The following is an 18032-nucleotide window of genomic DNA, read 5'->3' as shown; positions in this document are numbered from 1 at the left end:
GCGCTCGCTCCCCCCCTCGCAGTCCATAAGAACACCTATTGGAGACACCATGAAACGTCGCGCGTTCACCCGCTGCATCCTCTCCGCGCTCGTCGGCGGCGCGGCCCTGGCCGCCGCCATCCCGGCGGCGCGGGCCCAGAATTTTCCCGGCCGGGCCATCGAACTCGTCGTGCCCTTCGCGGCGGGCGGCGGCACCGACGCCATGGCGCGCGCCATGAGCGACGCTTCGCGCACGCACCTGTCGCAGCCCATCGTCGTGCTCAACAAGCCCGGCGCGGCGGGCGGCATCGGCCTGACCGAAGTCGCCAACAGCAGCCCGGATGGCTACAAGCTGGCGCTGGTGACCGCCGACATGGTGATCATCCCGCACCTGGGGCTCACCAAGACGACCTACCAGAAATTCACGCCCATCATCCAGCTCAACGCGGATCCGTCGGCGATCACCGTGAGCGCCGATTCGCCCTACAACACCATCGAGGAATTCCTGGCCGCGGCGCGCGCCAAGCCGGAAAGCACGCAGGTGGGCAATGCCGGCATCGGCTCGATCTGGCACCTGGCGGCCGCGGCGCTGGAAGACAAGACCGGCGCCAAGTTCAACCATATTCCGTTCAACGGCGGCAATCCGGCGGTGCTCGCCCTGCTGGGCGGCCATATCGACGCGGTGGCGGTCAGCCCGGCCGAGGTGATGCAGTACGTCAAGGCCGGCAAGCTCAAGCCCCTGGCCGTCATGGCGGATGCGCGCGTGCCCGGCTTCGAGAACGTGCCCACGCTGAAAGAGCGCGGCATCGACCTTTCCATCGGGACCTGGCGCGGCATCGCCGCGCCCAAGGGCACGCCGCAGCCCGTGCTGGACACGCTGGGCGTCGCCTTCCGCAAGGCGGCCGCCGAAGGCAGCCTGAAGCGCTTCATGGCGGAGCAGAACCTGGGCTACGTCGTGGCCGACCAGCAAACCTTCACGACGCTGATGGAGCGGGATAATGCAACGTTCAAGGGCTTGATCGAAAAGTTCGGCATGCGCCAATAGATCGCCCGCACACGACAAGGAGCAGAACATGGATCTGGGTATCACCGGCAAGACCGCCCTGGTGGGGGGCGCCAGCAAAGGCCTGGGCTACGGCTGCGCGCTGGCCCTGGTGCGCGAAGGCGCGAACGTGGTGATCGTGGCCCGCGGCGCCGACGCGCTGGAAAGCGCGCGCCAGCGCCTGTTGGGCGAGCGTCCGGCGGGGGGCGAGGGCTTCGTGAAGGCCGTGGCGGCCGACATCACCACGCCGCAGGGCCGCGACGCGGTCTTCGCGGCGCATCGCGACTACGACATCGTGGTGACCAACGCGGGCGGGCCGCCGCCCGGCGATTTCCGCGATTGGGACCGCCAGGCCTGGCTGAGCGCGGTCGAGGCCAATATGCTGACGCCCATCGAGCTCATCAAGGCCACGGTGGACGGCATGGCCGAACGCGGCTTCGGGCGCATCGTCAACATCACGTCCAGCGCGGTGAAGGCCCCGATCGACATCCTGGGCCTGTCCAACGGCGCGCGCAGCGGCCTGACCGGCTTCGTGGCCGGCGTGGCGCGCAGCGGCATCGCGGCGCGGGGCGTCACCATCAACAATCTGCTCCCCGGCGCCTTCGCCACCGGCCGCCTGACCTCCAGCCTGGCGGCCTCGGCGGCCAAGGCGGGGCAGGACGTGGACACGCTGCGCGCGGCGCGCGAGGCGGCGATCCCCGCCAGGCGCTTCGGCAACGCCGAAGAGTTCGGCGCCATCTGCGCCTTCCTGTGCAGCGTGCAGGCGGCGTACGTCACCGGCCAGAACGTGCTGGCCGACGGCGGCGCCTATCCCGGTACTTTCTGAGCGAGCGGGCATGACGTTCAAAGCGGATCTATTCGCGGGCAAGACGGCGCTGGTCACCGGCGCCACGCAGGGCATCGGCGCGGCGGTCGCCAACCGGCTGGCCTCGCTCGGAGCGCGCACGGTCGCGGCCGGGCTGCAATCGCAGGCGGATGAATTGGCGCCCGGCATCGACGTGCGCCTCGGCGACGTCAGCCAGGCCGGCGACGTCGAGCGCCTGTTGCAGGGCCTGGACGAGCTGGACATCGTGGTCAACTGCGCGGGCATGATCCGCCGCGGCGCGGAACACGATCCCGCCGTGTTCGAGCAGGTGGTCGCGGTCAACCTGACCGGCACCATGCGGGTATGCAGCGCGGCCCGGGAACGCCTGGCGCGGCGCGGCGGCTGCATCGTGAACACGGCGTCCATGCTGAGCTTCTTCGGCGGCTCGCTGGTGCCGGCCTACGCGGCCAGCAAGGGCGGCGTGGCGCAACTGACCAAGTCGCTGGCCCTGGCCTATGCCGCGGACGGCGTGCGGGTCAATGCGGTGGCGCCGGGCTGGATCGCCACGCCGCTGACCCAGGCGCTGCAGGACGACCCGGCGCGTTCCGGGCCCATTCTGCAGCGCACGCCGCTGGCGCGCTGGGGCCGGCCCGAGGACGTGGCGGACGCGGTCGCGTTCCTGTGCGCGCCGGCGGCCGCGTTCATGACGGGCGTGATCCTGCCGGTCGACGGCGGCTACCTCGCGGCTTGACCCCGCCCCACGCGCCGGGCCGCGTTTGCGGGGATAATGGCGTAGCCGCCCGCGCGGCTACGCCACGTCCGTCCGCCATCGCCACGCTTTCCGCCATGCCAGAATCCCAGTCCATAGCCAGACCGCCCGCCGCGCAGGTGGCGGGGACCGCCGCTTTTTCGAAGTTCATGCATGTGCTGCAGGTGGTGGCCGACACGCCCGAACCCATGACCGTCGCCGAGCTCAGCAAGGTCAGCGGCTATCCGCGCCCGACCGTCTACCGGACCGTGGCGGCGCTGGTCGCCGAGCGGCTGCTGGCGGAACATCCGGGCAGCGGCAAGCTCACGCTGGGTCCGCGGCTGATCCAGCTGGCCAGCCGCAGCTGGGGGCGCTCGGAAATGCGGCTGGCCGCCGTCGAGGACCTGAAGCACCTGCGCGACGCGACCGGCGAGACCGTCCACCTGGCGGTGCCCAACGGGCCGCACATGGTCTATATCGAGAAGCTGGAAAGCCCCAGCGTCGTGCAGATGAATTCGCGCATCGGCACCAATGTCTACATGCATTCGACGGCGGTGGGCAAGGCCTACCTGGCCATGCTCGACGAGGACGCGCTGCGGGCCGCGCTGGACCAGCTGCCGCAGCCTTACGCGCGCCATACGCCGAACACCGTGAAGGACGAGGCGGACCTGCGCCGGCAGCTCGACCTCGTGCGCGAGCGCGGCTGGGCCGCGGACGAGGAAGAAAACGAAGCCGGCATCCATTGCTTCGGCGCGCCGATTTTCGGGGCCAACGGGATGCCGGTGGCGGCCATCAGCGTCAGCACGCTGCGTTTTCGCCAGAAGCCCGATCCGGACGCGGCCTATGTGGCGCCGCTGCTCGCGGCCTGCCGCGCCATCACGCAGCGCATCGCCGGCAGCCCGATGCTGGCGGCCCGGGACGTGCTGTAGCGCGGCCCCGGGCCCGGCGCGCGGCGATCATTCCGGCTGGATGCCGGCCTTCTTGATGATGTCGCCCCATTTCTTCGATTCGGCCTGCTGGAATTGCGCCAGCTCGTCCGGCGAGGACGTGGCGGGGTCGGTGCCCGTCTGCGAGTAGAACTGCTTGGCGGGCGCGGTCTGCGTCGCCTTCACCAGCAACTCGTTCAGGCGCTTGACGACCTCCGGCGGCGTGCCGGCCGGCGCATAGGCGGCGAACCAGTAGCCCATTTCGTAGCCCGGCACGCCCGATTCGGCGATGGTGGGCACGTCCGGCGCCAACGCCGAACGCGCCTGGCCGGTCACGCCCAGCGCGCGCAACTTGCCCGATTTGACCTGGGGCAGGCCGGTGGCGGTGTCGGTGATCATCATGTCGATCTGGCCGCCCAGCAGGTCGGTGATCGCCAGCGGGTTGCTCTTGTACGGCACGTGCAGCAGCTGCACGTTCGCCATCTGTTGCAGCAGTTCCCCGGCGATGCGGCTGCTGGAGCTGCCGCTGCCGAAGCTCAGCTTGCCTGGTTGCTGCTTGGCCTGCGCCAGGAATTCGCCCACCGTCTTGGCGGGAGAGGCGGGATTGACCACCATGATCTGGCCGCCCTTGCCGAGCAGCGTGAGCGGCGCGTAGTCCTTGACGGGATCGTAGGTCAGGCTCTTGTACAGGTGTTCATTGGCGGCATGCGTGGTGTTGGTGGTGATCAGCACGGTATAGCCGTCGGGGGCCGCGCGGGCGCCGGCCGCCGCGCCGATCATCGCGCTGGCGCCCGGCTTGTTCTCGATGACGACGGCCTGGCCGGTCTGTTCCGTCACGCCCTGGCCGATGGCGCGCCCGATCTGGTCGGTGGCGCTGCCCGCGGCGAAGGGCACGATGAAGGTGATGGGCTTGGCGGGGAATTGCGCCAGGGCGGGCAAGGGCAGGGCCGCCGCCAGCAGCAGGGCCAGGCGGCCTTTGAAAGCGATGCGCATGTGTGTCTCCTGTGGTGTTTTTTATAGGAACGGGAATCAGGCGGCCGCGGGGCGGTCGCCGGGTATGTCTGGCAGCCGGCCGGCCAGTTCGGGGCTGACCTCCACCGTCATGTCCAGCAATCGGAAGGACAGGCTCTTGCCGTGCGTGTCCAGATTGAGGGCGTCGTTCACGCCGCCGTCCAGCACGCCTTCCAGCACGAAGTTCATCGCATGCAGGGTGGGCACCAGGTAGCGGGTGACGCGGCGCGGATGGCGGTAGGCGAACCAGGCCGCGACGCGGGCCTCGGTCGCCTGCGCCTCCAGGACCGCATAGCACTCGGGATCCCAGGCGATCAGGCTGAGATTGGAGATGTCGCCCTTGTCGCCGGAGCGGCTGTGGCCCAGGCGGTACAGCGGCACGGGGATCAGGTCGGGGCTCATTTTGCGGCATCCTCCAGGAAGGTCCAGCCGCTGGGCACGGCGTCGCGGGGCAGGGTGCAGGACAGCATGTTCAGGCGCGGGCGCAGCGCGGTGCGCACGCCGCCGCCGCCGGCCGGGCCGCAGGTGTACAGCGCGTTGACTTCGCGCAGCACGCTCTCGGCGAGCTTGCGGTCCAGGTGTTCGGTGGCGATGCGCAGGCGCACGTCGCGGGCGTGGCCCTCGGGCAGGGCGCGGCGCATTTCGCCGGCGTCGTCGGCCAGGATGCTGATGGCGCCGATCAGGTCGGCGCGCAGGCGCAGCGCCGGGTCCACCCGCTTGCGGACGATGTCCGCCGCGAGCCGGGCGCGCGCCTCGGCCTGGACGCCGGCATAGGAAATCTCGGCTTCGGCCAGCCAGCCGCCGCGATAGCACACGTTGACCTTCAGTTCGTCGGGCCGCGCATGGCCGGTGACGCCGCGCACCGCCACGCGGTCGGGGCCCAGCTCGGCCACCGACGCCCGGCTCAGGTCGGCGACGACGTCGGGCGTGAGGTAGCGCGCGGGGTCGTGCACTTCGTACAGCAGCTGTTCCTTGACCGTGCGCGCGTCGACCATGCCGCCCGTGCCGTCGGCCTTGCCGATGACGAACTCGCCGTCGGCGTATATCTCGGCGATCGGAAAGCCGGCGGCGTGCACGTCGGGCACGTCTTTCAGGCCGGGCACGCAGAAGTAGCCGCCCGTCACCTGCAGGCCGCATTCCAGCATGTGGCCGGCCATGGTGGCGCGCCCCAGGCGCGGCCAGTCGTCCAGGCTCCAGCCGAAGTGCGCCAGGGCCGGCCCCAGCGTCAAGGAGGGATCCGCGACCCGGCCGGCCACCACCACCTGGGCGCCGGCCGCCAGCGCCTGCGCGATCTCGGACGCGCCGAGGTAGGCGTTGGCGCTGACCACGTCCAGTCCGTCGAGCGCGCCGCCCAGGCGCTGCCGCAGCAGGTCGCGCTGCGCGGCGCCGATCAATGCATCGCCATGCACCACCGCGATGCGCGGGCGGGGCAGGCCTTGTTCGCGCGCCAGCGCGGCGATGCGGCGGGCGGCGGCGGCCGGATTGGCGGCGCCGAAGTTGCCGACGATGCTGATGCCGTGGCGCAGGCAGTCGCCGAGCACCGGCCCGACCAGTTCGTCCAGCAGCGGCTCGTAGCCGCGTTCGGGGTCGTCGTTGCGGGCCAACTGCGCCAGCGCCAGCGTGCGCTCGGCCAGCGTTTCGAAGATCAGCGCGCCGCCGCCGCGAGCGGCCAGCGTGCGCACCACGGCGGCGGCGCCGTCGCTGCGGTCGCCGGAGAAACCGGACGCGCAGCCGATGAGCAGGGGGAAGTGGGGCATAGGGCCGGGTTCAGTGCGGAAAGTCGGTGTCCGGATCACTATAGGGATGGCGGGATGATCAGTAAAATAGAAAGATCAGATCAATTCATAGAGAAAAGCCATGAATCTGTCTGCCCGCCAACTGCGCGCCTTCGTGGCCCTGGCCGACGAGAAGCACTTCACCCGGGCGGCGCAGCGCTGCCACCTGACGCAGCCCGCGTTCAGCGCCCTGATCCGGCAGCTGGAAGACAGCGCCGGCCTGCGCCTGTTCGATCGCGATACCCGCAACGTCGAGCTGACCGCCGAAGGCCGCATCCTGGACGCCACGGCGCGCCGGCTGCTGGCCGACATGGAACTGGTCATGGACGACCTGCGCGACCATGCGGCGCGCCGCCGCGGCCGCGTGGCGCTGGCGGCCTTGCCCTCGCTGGCGGCCGGCTGGCTGCCCGGGCTGCTGGCCCGGTTCCGCGATGCCCATCCCGGCATCGTGGTGGACCTGCGCGACGCCCTGCTGGATCCCTGCCTCGATATGGTGCAGGCCGGCCAGGTGGACTTCGCGGTGGCGTCCCGGCGGCCGGACATGGCCGAGCTGGACAGCGAGTTCCTGCATGCCGACCGCTACTACCTGGTCTGCCGCGCGGATCATCCGCTGGCGGACGCCCGGGCAGTGCGGCTGCGCGATATCCTGCGCTATCCCGTGATCCAGCTCGCGCGCGGCAGCAGCGTGCGCAAGCACCTGGACGAAGCCTTCGGCGCGGACGCGCCGGCGCCGGTCTTCGAGGTGGAGCACCTGGCCACGGCGACCGGTTTGGTGCGGGCCGGCCTGGGCATCTCGGTGGTGCCCGCCATGACGCTGTTCCATTTCGGCGGCCCGGACCTGCGCATCGTGCCCCTGGCGGGCAAAGCCCTGACGCGGCCGCTCTACCTGGTGCAACGCAAGGGCCGCACGCTGTCCGTCGCCGCCCAGGCCCTGTACGACCTGCTGCGCGAAAACCGTGGCGATATCGAAGGCCCGTAGGATGGGTAAAGCGCAAGACCGCCTCCGCAAGAACCCCGACATCCAGCGCGCGCAACCCATGCGGTCATGAGCAAACGTCGACACCCACCGCGCGCAACCGATGCGGCAATGGGCGGACGTTGCCGCGTAGGATGGGTGTAGCGCGAGACGGCTTCCGCAAGAACCCCGATCCCCAACGCGCGCAACCCATGCGGCCGTGGGCGGACGTTGCCACCCTCCGCGCCCAACCGATACAGCCATAGGCAAATCGTTTTCCTGCCGATGCGGGGGCATTATCTGCCCACGGCCGCATGGGTTGCGCGCGTTGACCGTTTTCGTTCTTTTGGTGGGGATCTCGCGCTCCACCCATCCTACGGCATCCCGCCACTTTCGCAAATGTCTATTGCTGTTTAAACTTCGATAGTTGTAGCTTCTATCCGTCATCAGAAGGATTCCGCCCATGAGCAAGCAAATCATCCATACCGACGCCGCGCCCGCCGCGGTCGGCCCTTACTCGCAAGCGGTTGCCGCGAGTGGCACCAAGACTGTCTACCTCTCGGGCCAGATCGGCCTGGAACCGGGCACCGGCGACCTGGTTTCCGAAAACTTCGACGCCCAGGTGCGCCAGGCGTTCGCCAACATGCAGGAAGTCATCACCGCCGCGGGCGGCACGCTGGACAACGTCGTCAAGCTGACGCTGTTCCTGACCGACCTGGGCAAGTTCACGGCCGCCAACGCCATCATGGCCGAGCTCATTCCCCAGCCGTTCCCGGCGCGTTCCACCATCGGCGTGGCCAGCCTGCCGAAGGGCGCGCAGTTCGAAGTCGAGGCCATCCTGGTCCTCTAGGGCCAGCCCGGGGACGTTTCGAACCAGGAGTTCGTTCCTTCATGCCGGCCGCGGCCGCGGCTTCCAAGCGACCCGGCGCCGACACCAAAGGCGCCGGCAAGGCCCTCACGGATACGGAGCGCAAGCTCCGTAACCTGGGTCTGGTGCTGCCTGAGGATTTCGTGCTGCACCTGCCGCTGCGCTACGAGGACGAAACCCGCGTGGTCCCCATCAATACGCTGCGGCCGGGCTTTCCCGCCCAGGTCGAAGGCGAGATCACCAAATCCGAGGTGCTGTACCGGCCTCGGCGCCAGCTCACCGCCACCCTGGCTGACGAGAGCGGCGAACTCCAATTGCGCTGGCTGAATTTCTATCCCAGCCAGCAGAAGCAGGTCAGCGTGGGCAAGCGCCTGCGCGCGCGCGGCGAAGTCCGCGGCGGCCTGTTCGGCCGCGAGATGGTCCATCCCCGCATGACCAACGCGGACGCGCCGCTGCCCACCGCGCTCACCCCCGTCTATCCCAGCACGGAAGGGCTGCCGCAACTGACCCTGCGGCGCGCCATCGCGCAGGCGCTGGACCGCGCCGACCTGTCCGACACCCTGCCCGACGAGGCGCGGGCCCGCTACGACCTGCCGCCTTTCGAGCCGGCCATCCGCGCCTTGCACACGCCGGCGCAGGGGGAGTCCGAAGCGGCCCTGCTGGATCGCGTGCATCCCGCGTGGCGCCGCATCAAGTTCGACGAACTGCTGGCGCAGCAGCTGTCGCTGGCGGCCGCCCGCGCCGCGCGGCGCATCAAGGAAGCCGAACCGCTGCCGGCGCGCGCCGAGGCCGGCGGCCTGGTGGCCCGGCTGTACGAAACCTTGCCGTTCAAGCTGACCGGCGCGCAGGAACGCGTGGTCCAGGAAATCTCGGCGGATTTGGGCAAGCCTTATCCCATGCACCGCCTCCTGCAAGGCGACGTGGGCAGCGGCAAGACCGTGGTGGCGGCCATCGCCGCCGCGCAGGCCATCGCCGGCGGCGCCCAGGTGGCGCTGATGGCGCCCACCGAAATCCTGGCCGAGCAGCATTTCCGCAAGCTGGTGTCGTGGCTGCAGCCGCTGGGCGTCAACGTGGCGTGGCTGAGCGGCAGCCTGACGGCCAAGGCGCGGCGCGAAGCGGCGGCGGCCGCCGCCGACGGCAGCGTGCAACTGGTCGTGGGCACGCAGGCGCTGATCCAGGATCACGTGGAATTCCATCGGCTGGGCCTGTCCATCGTGGACGAACAGCACCGCTTCGGCGTCGGCCAGCGGCTGGCGCTCACGCGCAAGGGCGAAACCGTGCGCGGCCGCATCGTGCCGCACCAGCTCAACATGAGCGCCACGCCGATTCCCCGCACGCTGGCCATGACCTTCTTCGCCGACCTGGACGTGTCCGTCATCGACGAGCTGCCGCCGGGACGCACGCCGGTGCTGACCAAGCTGGTCTCGGACGCGCGGCGCGAAGAGGTCATCGCCCACATCGCCCAGGCCGCGCGCGGCGGGCAGCAGGCCTATTGGGTCTGCCCGCTGGTCGAGGAAAGCGAGGCCCTGGAGCTCCAGACGGCCGTGGACACCTACGAGGGCATGCAGGCGGATCTGCCCGACCTGCGCATCGGGCTGGTGCACGGGCGGCTGCCGCAGGCCGAGAAAGCCGCCGTGATGCAGGCGTTCCGCGACGGCGAGGTGGACCTGCTGGTCGCCACGACCGTCATCGAGGTCGGCGTCGACGTGCCGAACGCGTCGCTCATGGTGATCGAGCACGCCGAGCGGTTCGGCCTGGCCCAACTGCACCAGCTGCGCGGGCGGGTGGGGCGGGGCACGGCCGAATCCGTCTGCGTGCTGCTCTACCAGACGCCGCTGTCGCAGGTGGCGCGCGAACGGCTGCGCGCCATGTTCGAAACCTCCGACGGCTTCGAGATCGCGCGCCGCGACCTGGAACAGCGCGGCCCGGGCGAATTCCTGGGAACGCGCCAGTCCGGCATGGCGCTGCTGCGCTTCGCCGACCTGGAAACCGATGCCGCCATCGCGGAAGACGCGCGCGACGCGGCCGTCTGGCTGCGCGCGGAGCATCCGGCGGCCGTCGAAGCCCACCTGGCGCGCTGGATGCGCGGGCGCGAGGATTTCCTGCGCACATGAACCTGCCGCCAGCCATGAACCTTCATCTATCGAACGCCGGCGATGCCGCCGGCGCACAACCCGCGGGGGCGTAGTCCACCATGACTCTCACCGAACTCAAGTACATCGTCGCGGTCGCGCGAGAGCGCCACTTCGGCCGGGCGGCCGAGGCCTGTTTCGTCAGCCAGCCCACGCTGTCGGTCGCGATACGCAAGCTCGAAGACGAGCTGGGCGTGACGCTGTTCGAACGCGGCGGCGCGGAGGTGGGCGTCACGCCCATCGGCCAGCGCATCGTCGCGCAGGCGCAGAAGGTGCTGGAGGAAAGCGCCAGCATCAAGGAGATCGCCCGCCAGGGCCACGATCCGCTGGCCGGGCCGCTGCGCGTCGGCGTCATCCACACCATCGGCCCGTACCTGTTGCCGCGGCTGGTTCCGGTGCAGATCGGCCGCACGCCGCAGATGCCGCTGCTGCTGCAGGAGAACTTCACGGTGCGCCTGGTCGAGCTGCTGCGCCAGGGCGAGATCGATTGCGCCATCATGGCCTTGCCGTTGCCCGAGGCCGGCCTGGTCATGCAGCCGCTGTACGACGAACCCTTCGTCGTGGCCGTGCCCAACGACCACGAACTGGCGCGCCGCGAGGCGATCGACGCGCAGGACCTGAAGCAACAGACCATGCTGCTGCTGGGCAGCGGGCATTGCTTCCGCGACCAGGTGCTGGAGGTCTGTCCCGAGCTGTCGCGCTTTTCCGCGGCCAGCGACGGGATCCAGCGCACCTTCGAGGGGTCGTCGCTGGAAACCATCCGCCACATGGTCGCCGCCGGAATCGGCGTCACCGTGCTGCCCGTGACCGCCGTGCCCGAGCATCCGCCCTCCAACAGCCTGCTGCGCTACCTGCCGTTCGAAGGGCAGGTGCCCGAGCGCCGGGTCGTGCTGGCGTGGCGCCGCAGTTTTCCCCGGCTGGCCGCCATCGAGGCGCTGGCGCAGGCGGTCTACGCGTGCGAGCTGCCGGGCGTCAAGATGCTGACCGACGAAGTGGCGGCCGTGCAGGATTGACACGCCCCGATTTGCGCGCCGTCAAACGCCCTGGCGCTTATTGACGGCCGCGCCCGGCTTCGCGCCGATTTGCAAGGTTTGCAGTGGTATCCTTGATTTGCACTTTTATCCATAGGAGCTAGCAATGGCCAAGTCCCCCAAGAAGACCTCCAGCGTTCCGCGCATCAACATCGGTATCTCGGACAAGGACCGCGCCGCCGTCGCTGGCGAACTGTCCAAGCTGCTGGCCGATTCGTACACGCTGTACCTGATGACGCACAATTTCCACTGGAACGTCACGGGGCCCATGTTCAACACGCTCCACCTGATGTTCATGACGCAGTACACGGAAGAGTGGAACGCGCTGGACAGCATCGCCGAGCGCATCCGCGCCCTGGGCCACTACGCGCCTGGCACCTACCGCGAATTCGGCAAGCTGTCCTCCATCTCCGAGCCGGACTCGGTGCCGGAAGCCCTGGAAATGGTGCGCCTGCTGGTGACCGCGAACGAATCCGTCGCCAAGACCGCGCGCGCCGCGTTCGAGAAGGCCGATGCGGCCAACGACCAGCCCACCGCCGACCTGCTGACCCAGCGTCTGGACGTGCACGAGAAGAACGCCTGGATGCTGCGCAGCCTGCTGCAATAAGCGCCGCGGCTGCAAGAAAAAAAACCGGAACCTCGCGGTTCCGGTTTTTTTTTCGTCCTGGAAGACGGATCAGGCGGCGTTGCTCTGGAGGAAGCGGTCCAGGATGCGGCGGCTTTCCGCCACGTTGCCGTTCTTCAGGTTGTGCATGGCCAGCTCGATGTTGGCCTCGCGATCCATGGGCGAGGTCTGGATCACGCGCTGCGCGCTGGCAATCACGTCGTCGGCGTTGGCCGAGTTCGAGCGGCGCGCCAGGAATTCACGCTTGTGCGCGTCGGCCAGCGAGCGTTGCAGCGAAATCAGGCCCTGGTAGGACGGATCGATCGACTGGATGCCGTTGAGCGCCTCTTCGGCGTCGCGCAGGCGTTCTTCGGTCAGGCACTTGCGGAAGCTGCGGGCCAGGGCGCGCAGGCACTTGTCGATGTGGTCGTGCGCCGTGTTCAGGTCCATGGAACCGCTTTGCGACAGTTGCGCGTAGACCCGGGCTGCCGCCTGGTGGGCGCCCAGCTGCGAGAGCTTCACCGCGGCCAGGCTGACGGTGTCGCGCTCGGCCGGCAGGGGCGAACCGGCAAGACGCTGCCAGCATTCGACGGCGGCGCGGGCATGGCCCTGGGCCTGCAGCTGCTTGGCGGCGCGCTGGACGTAGCGCGGATCGACGGGCGCCAGCTGCGCCAGCCGGCCCAGCAGCGCAACCGTTTCGGTGCTGTGCTGGTATTCCGGATAGGTCTCGTAGGCCTTGAGCAGGCGCCGGTAGGCCTGGTTGATCTGGTCGTCCTGGTCTTCCTGGCCGTCCTGGGGCAGCGACTGCAGCGCATAGAAGGCGCTGAGCGTGGGCAGCAGCGCGCCGACGCGGCCGGTGCGCTTGACCTCGCGGGTGGCGCGCTTGAGGACCGCGGCGCGCGCCGCGTCCAGCCCGGCCTGATCCACGCCGGCCGTGCGGGCCAGCGCGTTCACCATGTTGGCGGCGTCGGCCAGCGGGGTGTGCGCGCGCGAGGCGAAGCGCAGGGCGCGCACGGCGTCGCCGGCCGCGTACTTGCGGAAGGCCTGCTCGGCCTGCGCGTTCTGGCCCAGCTTGGAATGGATGCGGCCCAGCAGCAGGGCGGTCTTCTCGTCGCTTTCCTTGTCCAGCGATTCGGCGGCCCAATCGCGGGCCTTGTCGAATTCACCGACTTCCATCGCGCCTTCGGCGGCCTGGCGCAGGATGTAGGCGCTGCGGTTGCTGTCGATGGACAGGGCGATGGACCAGGCGTCCAGGATGTCGTCGGTCTGGTCCAGCGCGGTCACGGCGCGGGCGCGCAGCACGTAGGCGGTGGGGCTGCCGTTCTTGAGCTCGATGGCGCGGTTGGTCAGCAGCAGGGCGTTGTCCCATTCCAGATCGCGGGCCGACGCCTTGGCGCGTTCGATGCACTGCTTCCAGTCCAGCGGCTCGGCGGAGGCAACCAGGTCCTGGTCGGCGGTGCCCAGCAGCTTCTCGCAGATGGCGCGGCCCACCAGCTTGGCGAACGCCGGCGTGTAGTGGGCGGTGTCGCGGCCTTCGTCGGGCATGCCGCGGCTTTGGCCGAAATGCGCGAGCAGCGCGCCCGGCTCGATCACGGGGATGCCGAGGGTGCTCGCGGCCAGCTTGACGGTCTCGACCATCTGGGCGCGGTCGGCGATGGGCTGGCCTTCGGCGTTGATCGCGTTGCAGTGGGTGACCAGCACGAAGGAGCCGCCCAGCAGTTGCTGGATGGACTTGAGGTCGTCCAGGATCTCCTGGGCGTTCTGCACGTGCATGACCGTGTGCGTCAGCGCGTGCTGGACGTGTTCGGGGACGTGGGCGAAGCTGGGTGCTTCCCGCAGGGCGGCGGCGCGCTTGGCCAGGCCGTCGCGCGTGGCGTGGTCGAAGAAGATCTTGAGCAATTCGGGGCAGAAGTTCAGCGCTTCCTTGAAGCGCACCAGCTGCAGGTACTTGCCGTCCAGCTCCAGCACCTTGGTCGAACTGATCTCCACCACGTGGCGGGCGTCGGCGGGGTGGGCATGGGCGGGATTCGATTCACGCGGGGGTTCGCTGGAAATGAACGCCCAGGCGCTTTCCGGCAGCGTGATCTCGCCGCGCATATAGCGGATGGCCTGGATGGTTTCCTTGGTGTTGTGCGTGAAACCGTAAAGAAGACGATTATCCAGAACGAAGTTCCGTTGCGCCTGGAGTTTGGTCATGGGGCCTGCCACGCGGCAGGATCCGATCGTTGAGATAATCATTGTTCGATACTCCTTCGTTACATCAGGGCGAAAATATATAGGAAGAAATGCCCCTCCCGGCTGCGGGGAGTGAGTATGAGTAACCGTTTATCCGGGCTTCCGCCGGCGAATGGCGCCAGCTGGGAATGTGGAGAAACAATATAAAAACAACTGCTGCAAATCAAAATCCTGAATAACAAAACTGCCTGAGGTTATTTATCCAGGATTTTGTTGCCGCATTATTCAGGATATTTTCATGTGCAGGAGGCGCGGCTCCGCGCGCACCCCGGAGCTGGCGGCGGGCTGCGGCTTCGCGGCCTGCATCAGAAAATCGTCCAGGGCCTGTTCCAGCGGCGGATATTCGCGTCCCAGGCGCTCCCGCGCGCGTTTTCCCATGGCGCGCACGGCCTCCGAGTCCTCCAGCGCGTCCAGCAGGCCGTGCGCGATTTCCGCCGGGCTGCCTGAATAATCCACGTGCAACCCCTCGCGGGCGGATTCCACCAGGTCGGTATAAGCCGGATTGAGCCCGACCGCCGGACAGATGCCGTGCGCCATGCTTTCCAGCAGGCTGGCGGTGGGCGGCAAAGCGGCGATTTCGGCGCGCGTCGGAATATAAGGAAACAGCGCCAGTTCCACGCGCGCCAGCAGTTGCTCGCGCGAGGGCAGGTCGCCGATTTCGGGCAGGAATACCAGTTGCTCGTCGTGCAGGCCGATGGAAACGGCGTGGCGATGCATCAGCGCGGCGGATTTGGGATCGCTCAGCACCAGCAGCACGGTATCGGGCCGGCGCAGCGCGATCTCGGCGAAGATGTCGATGACGGCGCGGGCCATGATGGGATCGGGCTGGTCGTCGGTGAGGGCCAGCACCCGCTTGCCTTCCAGCGCGGCCAGCGCGCCCTGGATTTCCGGCGCGGCGGCCTTGCGCGCCTTGCCCGAAGGCAGGGGCAGCGGCGGCAGGATGGTGGCTTCCTGGGTTCCGCCCAGCAACTGCTGGGCCGCGTCGTGCATGGCGCGCGAACCGAGCGCCACCAGGTCGGCGTCGACCAGCGCTTCGGACACCAGCTTGAGCTCCAGCCGTCCGCGTTCGGACAGCTTGTGGTTGGCGTTCGCTTTCTGGAAATAGTCCAGGCCGAGGAGGACCAGGCCGTAGGGCACGCGCAGCGTCTGGGCGGCGGTGCTGGCCGCGATGGCGCAGCGCAGGCTGTTCCAGGCCAGCACGGCGCGCGGGGGCTCGCTCACGGTGGCCGCCAGCACGGCTTCGGACAGGGCGCCGGCGGCGTCCTCGATGGCCTGCGTGCGGCCGGGCTCGGCGTGGACGGCCTTGTAGACCACGCCGTCGAGCACGATGTCGTTCTGCGGCAGTTCGGCGCGCAGGTTCGCGTCGGCGCGCGCGGCGTCGTCCGACGCCAGGGTGATGACGCACACGGCGCCGTGGCGCTGGTGCAGCAGCGCCGCGTGGCGGTGCAGGGCGTTGCTGGCGGCGCTGCGGCCGTGCAGCAGCGATACCGGCGAGACGATGACGATGGGGCCCGCGCCGTTGAAATCGAAGGCCTGGCGGGGCCGCGGGGCGCGGCGCCTGGCGCGGCACATCAGGTCGTGCGCATTGCGCACCCGCCGGGCGCGGTGCTGCTCGGCGGTGCTGAATTCCACGCCGGTGTCCTGGGCGCGCGCCAGCAGCTTGGCCGGCGCGGTCACGAGGCCGGCGTCGTAGAGGCTGAAGGCCAGCTGCCGGACGTGCGGCGCATTCGGGCCGAGGGTCAGGAGCTGTTCGGCGATCTGTTCGGAGATGTGCGGATAGCTGCTGCGCGCCCACTTGGCGACTTCGCAATAGACCTTGACCTTGGTCTGGGCCGGCCACGGTTGCTTGGAGATCCACAGGATGACTTCGGCGTCGCGCACGCGGCGGGCGTAGTCCAGCGCTTCCTTGATGGCGCTGGACGTTTCCGCCGGCAGCGCGGTCGGCGCCTGCCGCTTGGGCGAAGGGGCCTGGTGCCGCTCGCGCTTGTGGGCGCCGGACAGCTTGTACAGCCGCAGGGGCAGCATGACGTAGTCGGCGATGCTGCGCGCGCGGGTCACTTCCTGGCCGAAGCGCCAGGTCAGGGTGCGCTCCTGGCGGGCGAGCTGCTGGTTCGATTCGCGCAGCAGCGCCTTCACGCCGGCCAGGTCCTTTTCGGCCTGCAGGCGGGCGGCGCGTTCCTGTTCGAGGCGCGCATACATCAGTTCGTTCTCCTGCGCGAGCTGGCGCAGCCGGTCCGGCTTGGCGGGCGCGCGCAGCGCTGCGGGGTCGGAGGTGGGGGCGGAGTGCGCAAGTGCGGTGCTGGGAGGCATGATCTTCAGGTGATGAAAGTTCAACGGGCCTGGCTGGCTTCATCGAGATGGCGGCGCACCCACGCTTCGCGGTAGGCGATGCGGCTGCGGCGGCCCTCGGCGCTGGCCAGGCCGGATTGGGGGGATTGCGTCAGCGAGCCGGCGCGGTGCAGCGCCAGCGTCTGGATGTCGGGGGTGCGCAGCAGGGCGTTCCTGCCCAGCCGCAACGCGATGCGGTGCTCGTATTCCTCGTCGGCGCCCCAGCGGGTCTCGTCGAATGCGCCGACATCGCGCAGCACCGATCGCCGCATCATGAGCGAGCAGGGGTTGTGGCGGACAAAGGGAAAGATGCGTGGCGCTGCAAGGTATCCATCCTCCGAGATGCGTATCAGTCTGCTGACCGTGGCTGCCGCGCCGGACTGCTCCAGGGCGCACAGCTGGGACGCGACACGCTGCGGCAACATAATGTCGTCCGCATCCAGGAAGGTTATGAAGCTGCCCCTGGCGTGGCGCATTCCTATATTCCGGGAGGCGTAGGCCCCATTATTCGGAAAGCGAAGTGCAGTTATACGCGGATTTTCCGCCGCGAACTGCCGCATATGTTGGAATGTGTGATCCTGCGATCCGTCATCGATGGAAATAATTTCAATATTAGGATAGGTTTGCCCCAGCACGGAGCGCAGGGCGGTGCCTACGTAGGGCGCGGCATTGTACGCACAGATAATGACGGAAATAAGCGGCGGCTCGTCCCGGGAAAGTGCGAGGGAGTCCCCATTTTCCCCAATGAAATCGGCCAATTGCAGGGGCGCCTCCACGCCGTCGGCGGGATTGCGAGTAATTGTCAGGATATCGTTCAATAGATTTCCCGCTTGTCCGAATTCGCCGGCCTTGCTGTGCAAGGCTGCAAGAATTACATGCAAATCCTTTGATTTCCTAATGTCTTGGCCCAGCTTGCGGGCGGCCGCGAATCCGGCGTCCAGGTCGCCCGCGGCGAGGGCGAAGGCCGCCCGCAGGGCCCATTCGCGCGGGCCCAGCCAGCGCGCCGCCTGGCGCGGGTCCCAGCGCGCCAGCGCCAGGGCGTACTGGCGCCGCTCGTAGTCCGACACGCGCCCCAGATAGCCCGCCGCATCGACCGCGGAGCCGGGGCCGTCCAGTTCCAGCCGGGCCCTCGCGCGCGCGAGGCCGAATTCGGGCAAAAACCGGCTGGATGTTTCAAGGCTTGTCTGAAATAAGCCAATTCTGTTCAAAATGACGGCGTTATCAGCGCCATTTTCATAGAGCTCATGGGCCCGCAGGCGACGCGTAAGCCTATGTACTTTTTTTTGATAAATATTGAACAGGTGCTTGAGCAATGGCTGATCCGTGGTCGCGGGCCGCGGGGGGCGTCGCGGCCGGTCCGTCCCTGAAAAACCGGGATTTTGGGCAGGGAAACGCTTTGATTATAGGGCTGCATATACCGCACTTATTTTTCATTTCCGATCCGAGCCACGTTTGATTGGATTTGATAAATATTGAAATCAGCGCGATTTTTCCCGCCCGTATCATTCGTTCCGATTTCCGGATCGCCTGTCGGTCCGGTTCGAGGATTAATCCGGCGCAGGCCGGGCAACGGTTGATTATCGGGAGAGGAAG

Annotated in this window: 15 protein-coding genes; 9 read left to right on the top strand and 6 right to left on the bottom strand. The window is 68.5% G+C overall.

What is annotated here, in order from left to right; translation table 11 throughout:
• Positions 1-49: 49 nt before the first annotated feature.
• The 4 genes from ADE01S_RS13855 (at position 50) to ADE01S_RS13840 (ending at position 3503) form a co-directional block, all read left to right on the top strand.
• Positions 50-1024 (top strand): tripartite tricarboxylate transporter substrate binding protein, encoded by a 975-nt coding sequence (locus ADE01S_RS13855; protein WP_062682272.1) that lies wholly within the window; start codon positions 50-52, stop codon positions 1022-1024.
• Between the two features lie 28 nt (positions 1025-1052).
• On the top strand, positions 1053-1847 hold the full coding sequence (locus ADE01S_RS13850; protein WP_062682271.1) for an SDR family oxidoreductase: 795 nt from the start codon (positions 1053-1055) through the stop codon (positions 1845-1847).
• Positions 1848-1857: 10 nt separating this feature from the next.
• Positions 1858-2577, top strand: coding sequence for an SDR family NAD(P)-dependent oxidoreductase (locus ADE01S_RS13845; RefSeq protein WP_062682270.1), 720 nt, complete (start codon positions 1858-1860; stop codon positions 2575-2577).
• Between the two features lie 95 nt (positions 2578-2672).
• On the top strand, positions 2673-3503 hold the full coding sequence (locus ADE01S_RS13840; RefSeq protein ID WP_062682269.1) for an IclR family transcriptional regulator: 831 nt from the start codon (positions 2673-2675) through the stop codon (positions 3501-3503).
• 27 nt (positions 3504-3530) lie between these two features.
• Here ADE01S_RS13840 and ADE01S_RS13835 read toward each other — a convergent pair whose 3' ends face one another.
• The 3 genes from ADE01S_RS13835 to ADE01S_RS13825 are packed head-to-tail and all read right to left on the bottom strand — an operon-like array spanning position 3531 to position 6268.
• Positions 3531-4493, bottom strand: a complete 963-nt coding sequence (locus tag ADE01S_RS13835) for a Bug family tripartite tricarboxylate transporter substrate binding protein (protein WP_062682268.1) — start codon at positions 4491-4493, stop codon at positions 3531-3533.
• A 36-nt stretch (positions 4494-4529) separates the two neighbouring features.
• Complete coding sequence (locus tag ADE01S_RS13830) at positions 4530-4913, bottom strand: AtuA-related protein (protein WP_062682267.1); 384 nt, start codon at positions 4911-4913, stop codon at positions 4530-4532.
• Positions 4910-6268, bottom strand: coding sequence for an acyclic terpene utilization AtuA family protein (locus ADE01S_RS13825; protein ID WP_062682266.1), 1359 nt, complete (start codon positions 6266-6268; stop codon positions 4910-4912). The genes ADE01S_RS13830 and ADE01S_RS13825 overlap by 4 nt, the downstream gene beginning before the upstream one ends.
• A gap of 100 nt (positions 6269-6368) precedes the next feature.
• Between ADE01S_RS13825 and ADE01S_RS13820 the strand changes: the two genes are divergently transcribed.
• The 5 genes from ADE01S_RS13820 (at position 6369) to ADE01S_RS13800 (ending at position 11879) form a co-directional block, all read left to right on the top strand.
• Positions 6369-7265 carry a LysR family transcriptional regulator gene (locus ADE01S_RS13820; RefSeq protein ID WP_062682265.1) on the top strand — a complete coding sequence of 299 codons (897 nt, stop codon included), beginning with the start codon at positions 6369-6371 and terminating at the stop codon, positions 7263-7265.
• 439 nt (positions 7266-7704) lie between these two features.
• Positions 7705-8091 (top strand): Rid family detoxifying hydrolase, encoded by a 387-nt coding sequence (locus tag ADE01S_RS13815; protein WP_062682264.1) that lies wholly within the window; start codon positions 7705-7707, stop codon positions 8089-8091.
• Between the two features lie 41 nt (positions 8092-8132).
• Positions 8133-10223, top strand: a complete 2091-nt coding sequence (gene recG, locus ADE01S_RS13810; RefSeq protein WP_062682263.1) for an ATP-dependent DNA helicase RecG — start codon at positions 8133-8135, stop codon at positions 10221-10223.
• 80 nt (positions 10224-10303) lie between these two features.
• Entirely contained in the window at positions 10304-11254 is a 951-nt protein-coding gene (locus ADE01S_RS13805) for a LysR substrate-binding domain-containing protein (protein ID WP_062682262.1), read from the top strand.
• Positions 11255-11378: 124 nt separating this feature from the next.
• Positions 11379-11879: a Dps family protein gene (locus ADE01S_RS13800; protein WP_013393962.1), complete on the top strand. Its 501-nt coding sequence runs from the start codon at positions 11379-11381 to the stop codon at positions 11877-11879.
• 69 nt (positions 11880-11948) lie between these two features.
• On the opposite strand, the gene ADE01S_RS13795 is transcribed toward ADE01S_RS13800, so the two are convergent.
• The 3 genes from ADE01S_RS13795 to ADE01S_RS31250 form a co-directional block, all read right to left on the bottom strand.
• Positions 11949-14114 (bottom strand): hypothetical protein, encoded by a 2166-nt coding sequence (locus tag ADE01S_RS13795; protein WP_062682261.1) that lies wholly within the window; start codon positions 14112-14114, stop codon positions 11949-11951.
• 222 nt (positions 14115-14336) lie between these two features.
• Positions 14337-16421 carry a glycosyltransferase family protein gene (locus ADE01S_RS13790; RefSeq protein ID WP_062682320.1) on the bottom strand — a complete coding sequence of 695 codons (2085 nt, stop codon included), beginning with the start codon at positions 16419-16421 and terminating at the stop codon, positions 14337-14339.
• 20 nt (positions 16422-16441) lie between these two features.
• Positions 16442-17752 carry a glycosyltransferase family 2 protein gene (locus tag ADE01S_RS31250; protein WP_242663450.1) on the bottom strand — a complete coding sequence of 437 codons (1311 nt, stop codon included), beginning with the start codon at positions 17750-17752 and terminating at the stop codon, positions 16442-16444.
• Between the last annotated feature and the right edge of the window lie 280 nt (positions 17753-18032).

It is taken from the genome of Achromobacter denitrificans NBRC 15125 (assembly GCF_001571365.1).
Classification (GTDB): domain Bacteria; phylum Pseudomonadota; class Gammaproteobacteria; order Burkholderiales; family Burkholderiaceae_B; genus Achromobacter; species Achromobacter denitrificans.
The sequence above is the reverse complement of the archived record's forward strand: the minus strand, read 5'-3'. Positions and strand labels throughout refer to the sequence as shown.

What these genes read in the sequence shown, in the direction of transcription:
- ADE01S_RS13820 (WP_062682265.1), top strand. Translation starts at nt 6,369, where the DNA reads ATGAATCTGTCTGCCCGCCAACTGCGCGCCTTCGTGGCCCTGGCCGAC.
- ADE01S_RS13825 (WP_062682266.1), bottom strand. Translation starts at nt 6,268, where the DNA reads ATGCCCCACTTCCCCCTGCTCATCGGCTGCGCGTCCGGTTTCTCCGGC.
- ADE01S_RS13845 (WP_062682270.1), top strand. Translation starts at nt 1,858, where the DNA reads ATGACGTTCAAAGCGGATCTATTCGCGGGCAAGACGGCGCTGGTCACC.
- ADE01S_RS13835 (WP_062682268.1), bottom strand. Translation starts at nt 4,493, where the DNA reads ATGCGCATCGCTTTCAAAGGCCGCCTGGCCCTGCTGCTGGCGGCGGCC.
- ADE01S_RS13850 (WP_062682271.1), top strand. Translation starts at nt 1,053, where the DNA reads ATGGATCTGGGTATCACCGGCAAGACCGCCCTGGTGGGGGGCGCCAGC.
- ADE01S_RS13840 (WP_062682269.1), top strand. Translation starts at nt 2,673, where the DNA reads ATGCCAGAATCCCAGTCCATAGCCAGACCGCCCGCCGCGCAGGTGGCG.
- recG (WP_062682263.1), top strand. Translation starts at nt 8,133, where the DNA reads ATGCCGGCCGCGGCCGCGGCTTCCAAGCGACCCGGCGCCGACACCAAA.
- ADE01S_RS13790 (WP_062682320.1), bottom strand. Translation starts at nt 16,421, where the DNA reads ATGCCTCCCAGCACCGCACTTGCGCACTCCGCCCCCACCTCCGACCCC.
- ADE01S_RS13800 (WP_013393962.1), top strand. Translation starts at nt 11,379, where the DNA reads ATGGCCAAGTCCCCCAAGAAGACCTCCAGCGTTCCGCGCATCAACATC.
- ADE01S_RS13815 (WP_062682264.1), top strand. Translation starts at nt 7,705, where the DNA reads ATGAGCAAGCAAATCATCCATACCGACGCCGCGCCCGCCGCGGTCGGC.
- ADE01S_RS13855 (WP_062682272.1), top strand. Translation starts at nt 50, where the DNA reads ATGAAACGTCGCGCGTTCACCCGCTGCATCCTCTCCGCGCTCGTCGGC.
- ADE01S_RS13805 (WP_062682262.1), top strand. Translation starts at nt 10,304, where the DNA reads ATGACTCTCACCGAACTCAAGTACATCGTCGCGGTCGCGCGAGAGCGC.
- ADE01S_RS13795 (WP_062682261.1), bottom strand. Translation starts at nt 14,114, where the DNA reads ATGATTATCTCAACGATCGGATCCTGCCGCGTGGCAGGCCCCATGACC.
- ADE01S_RS13830 (WP_062682267.1), bottom strand. Translation starts at nt 4,913, where the DNA reads ATGAGCCCCGACCTGATCCCCGTGCCGCTGTACCGCCTGGGCCACAGC.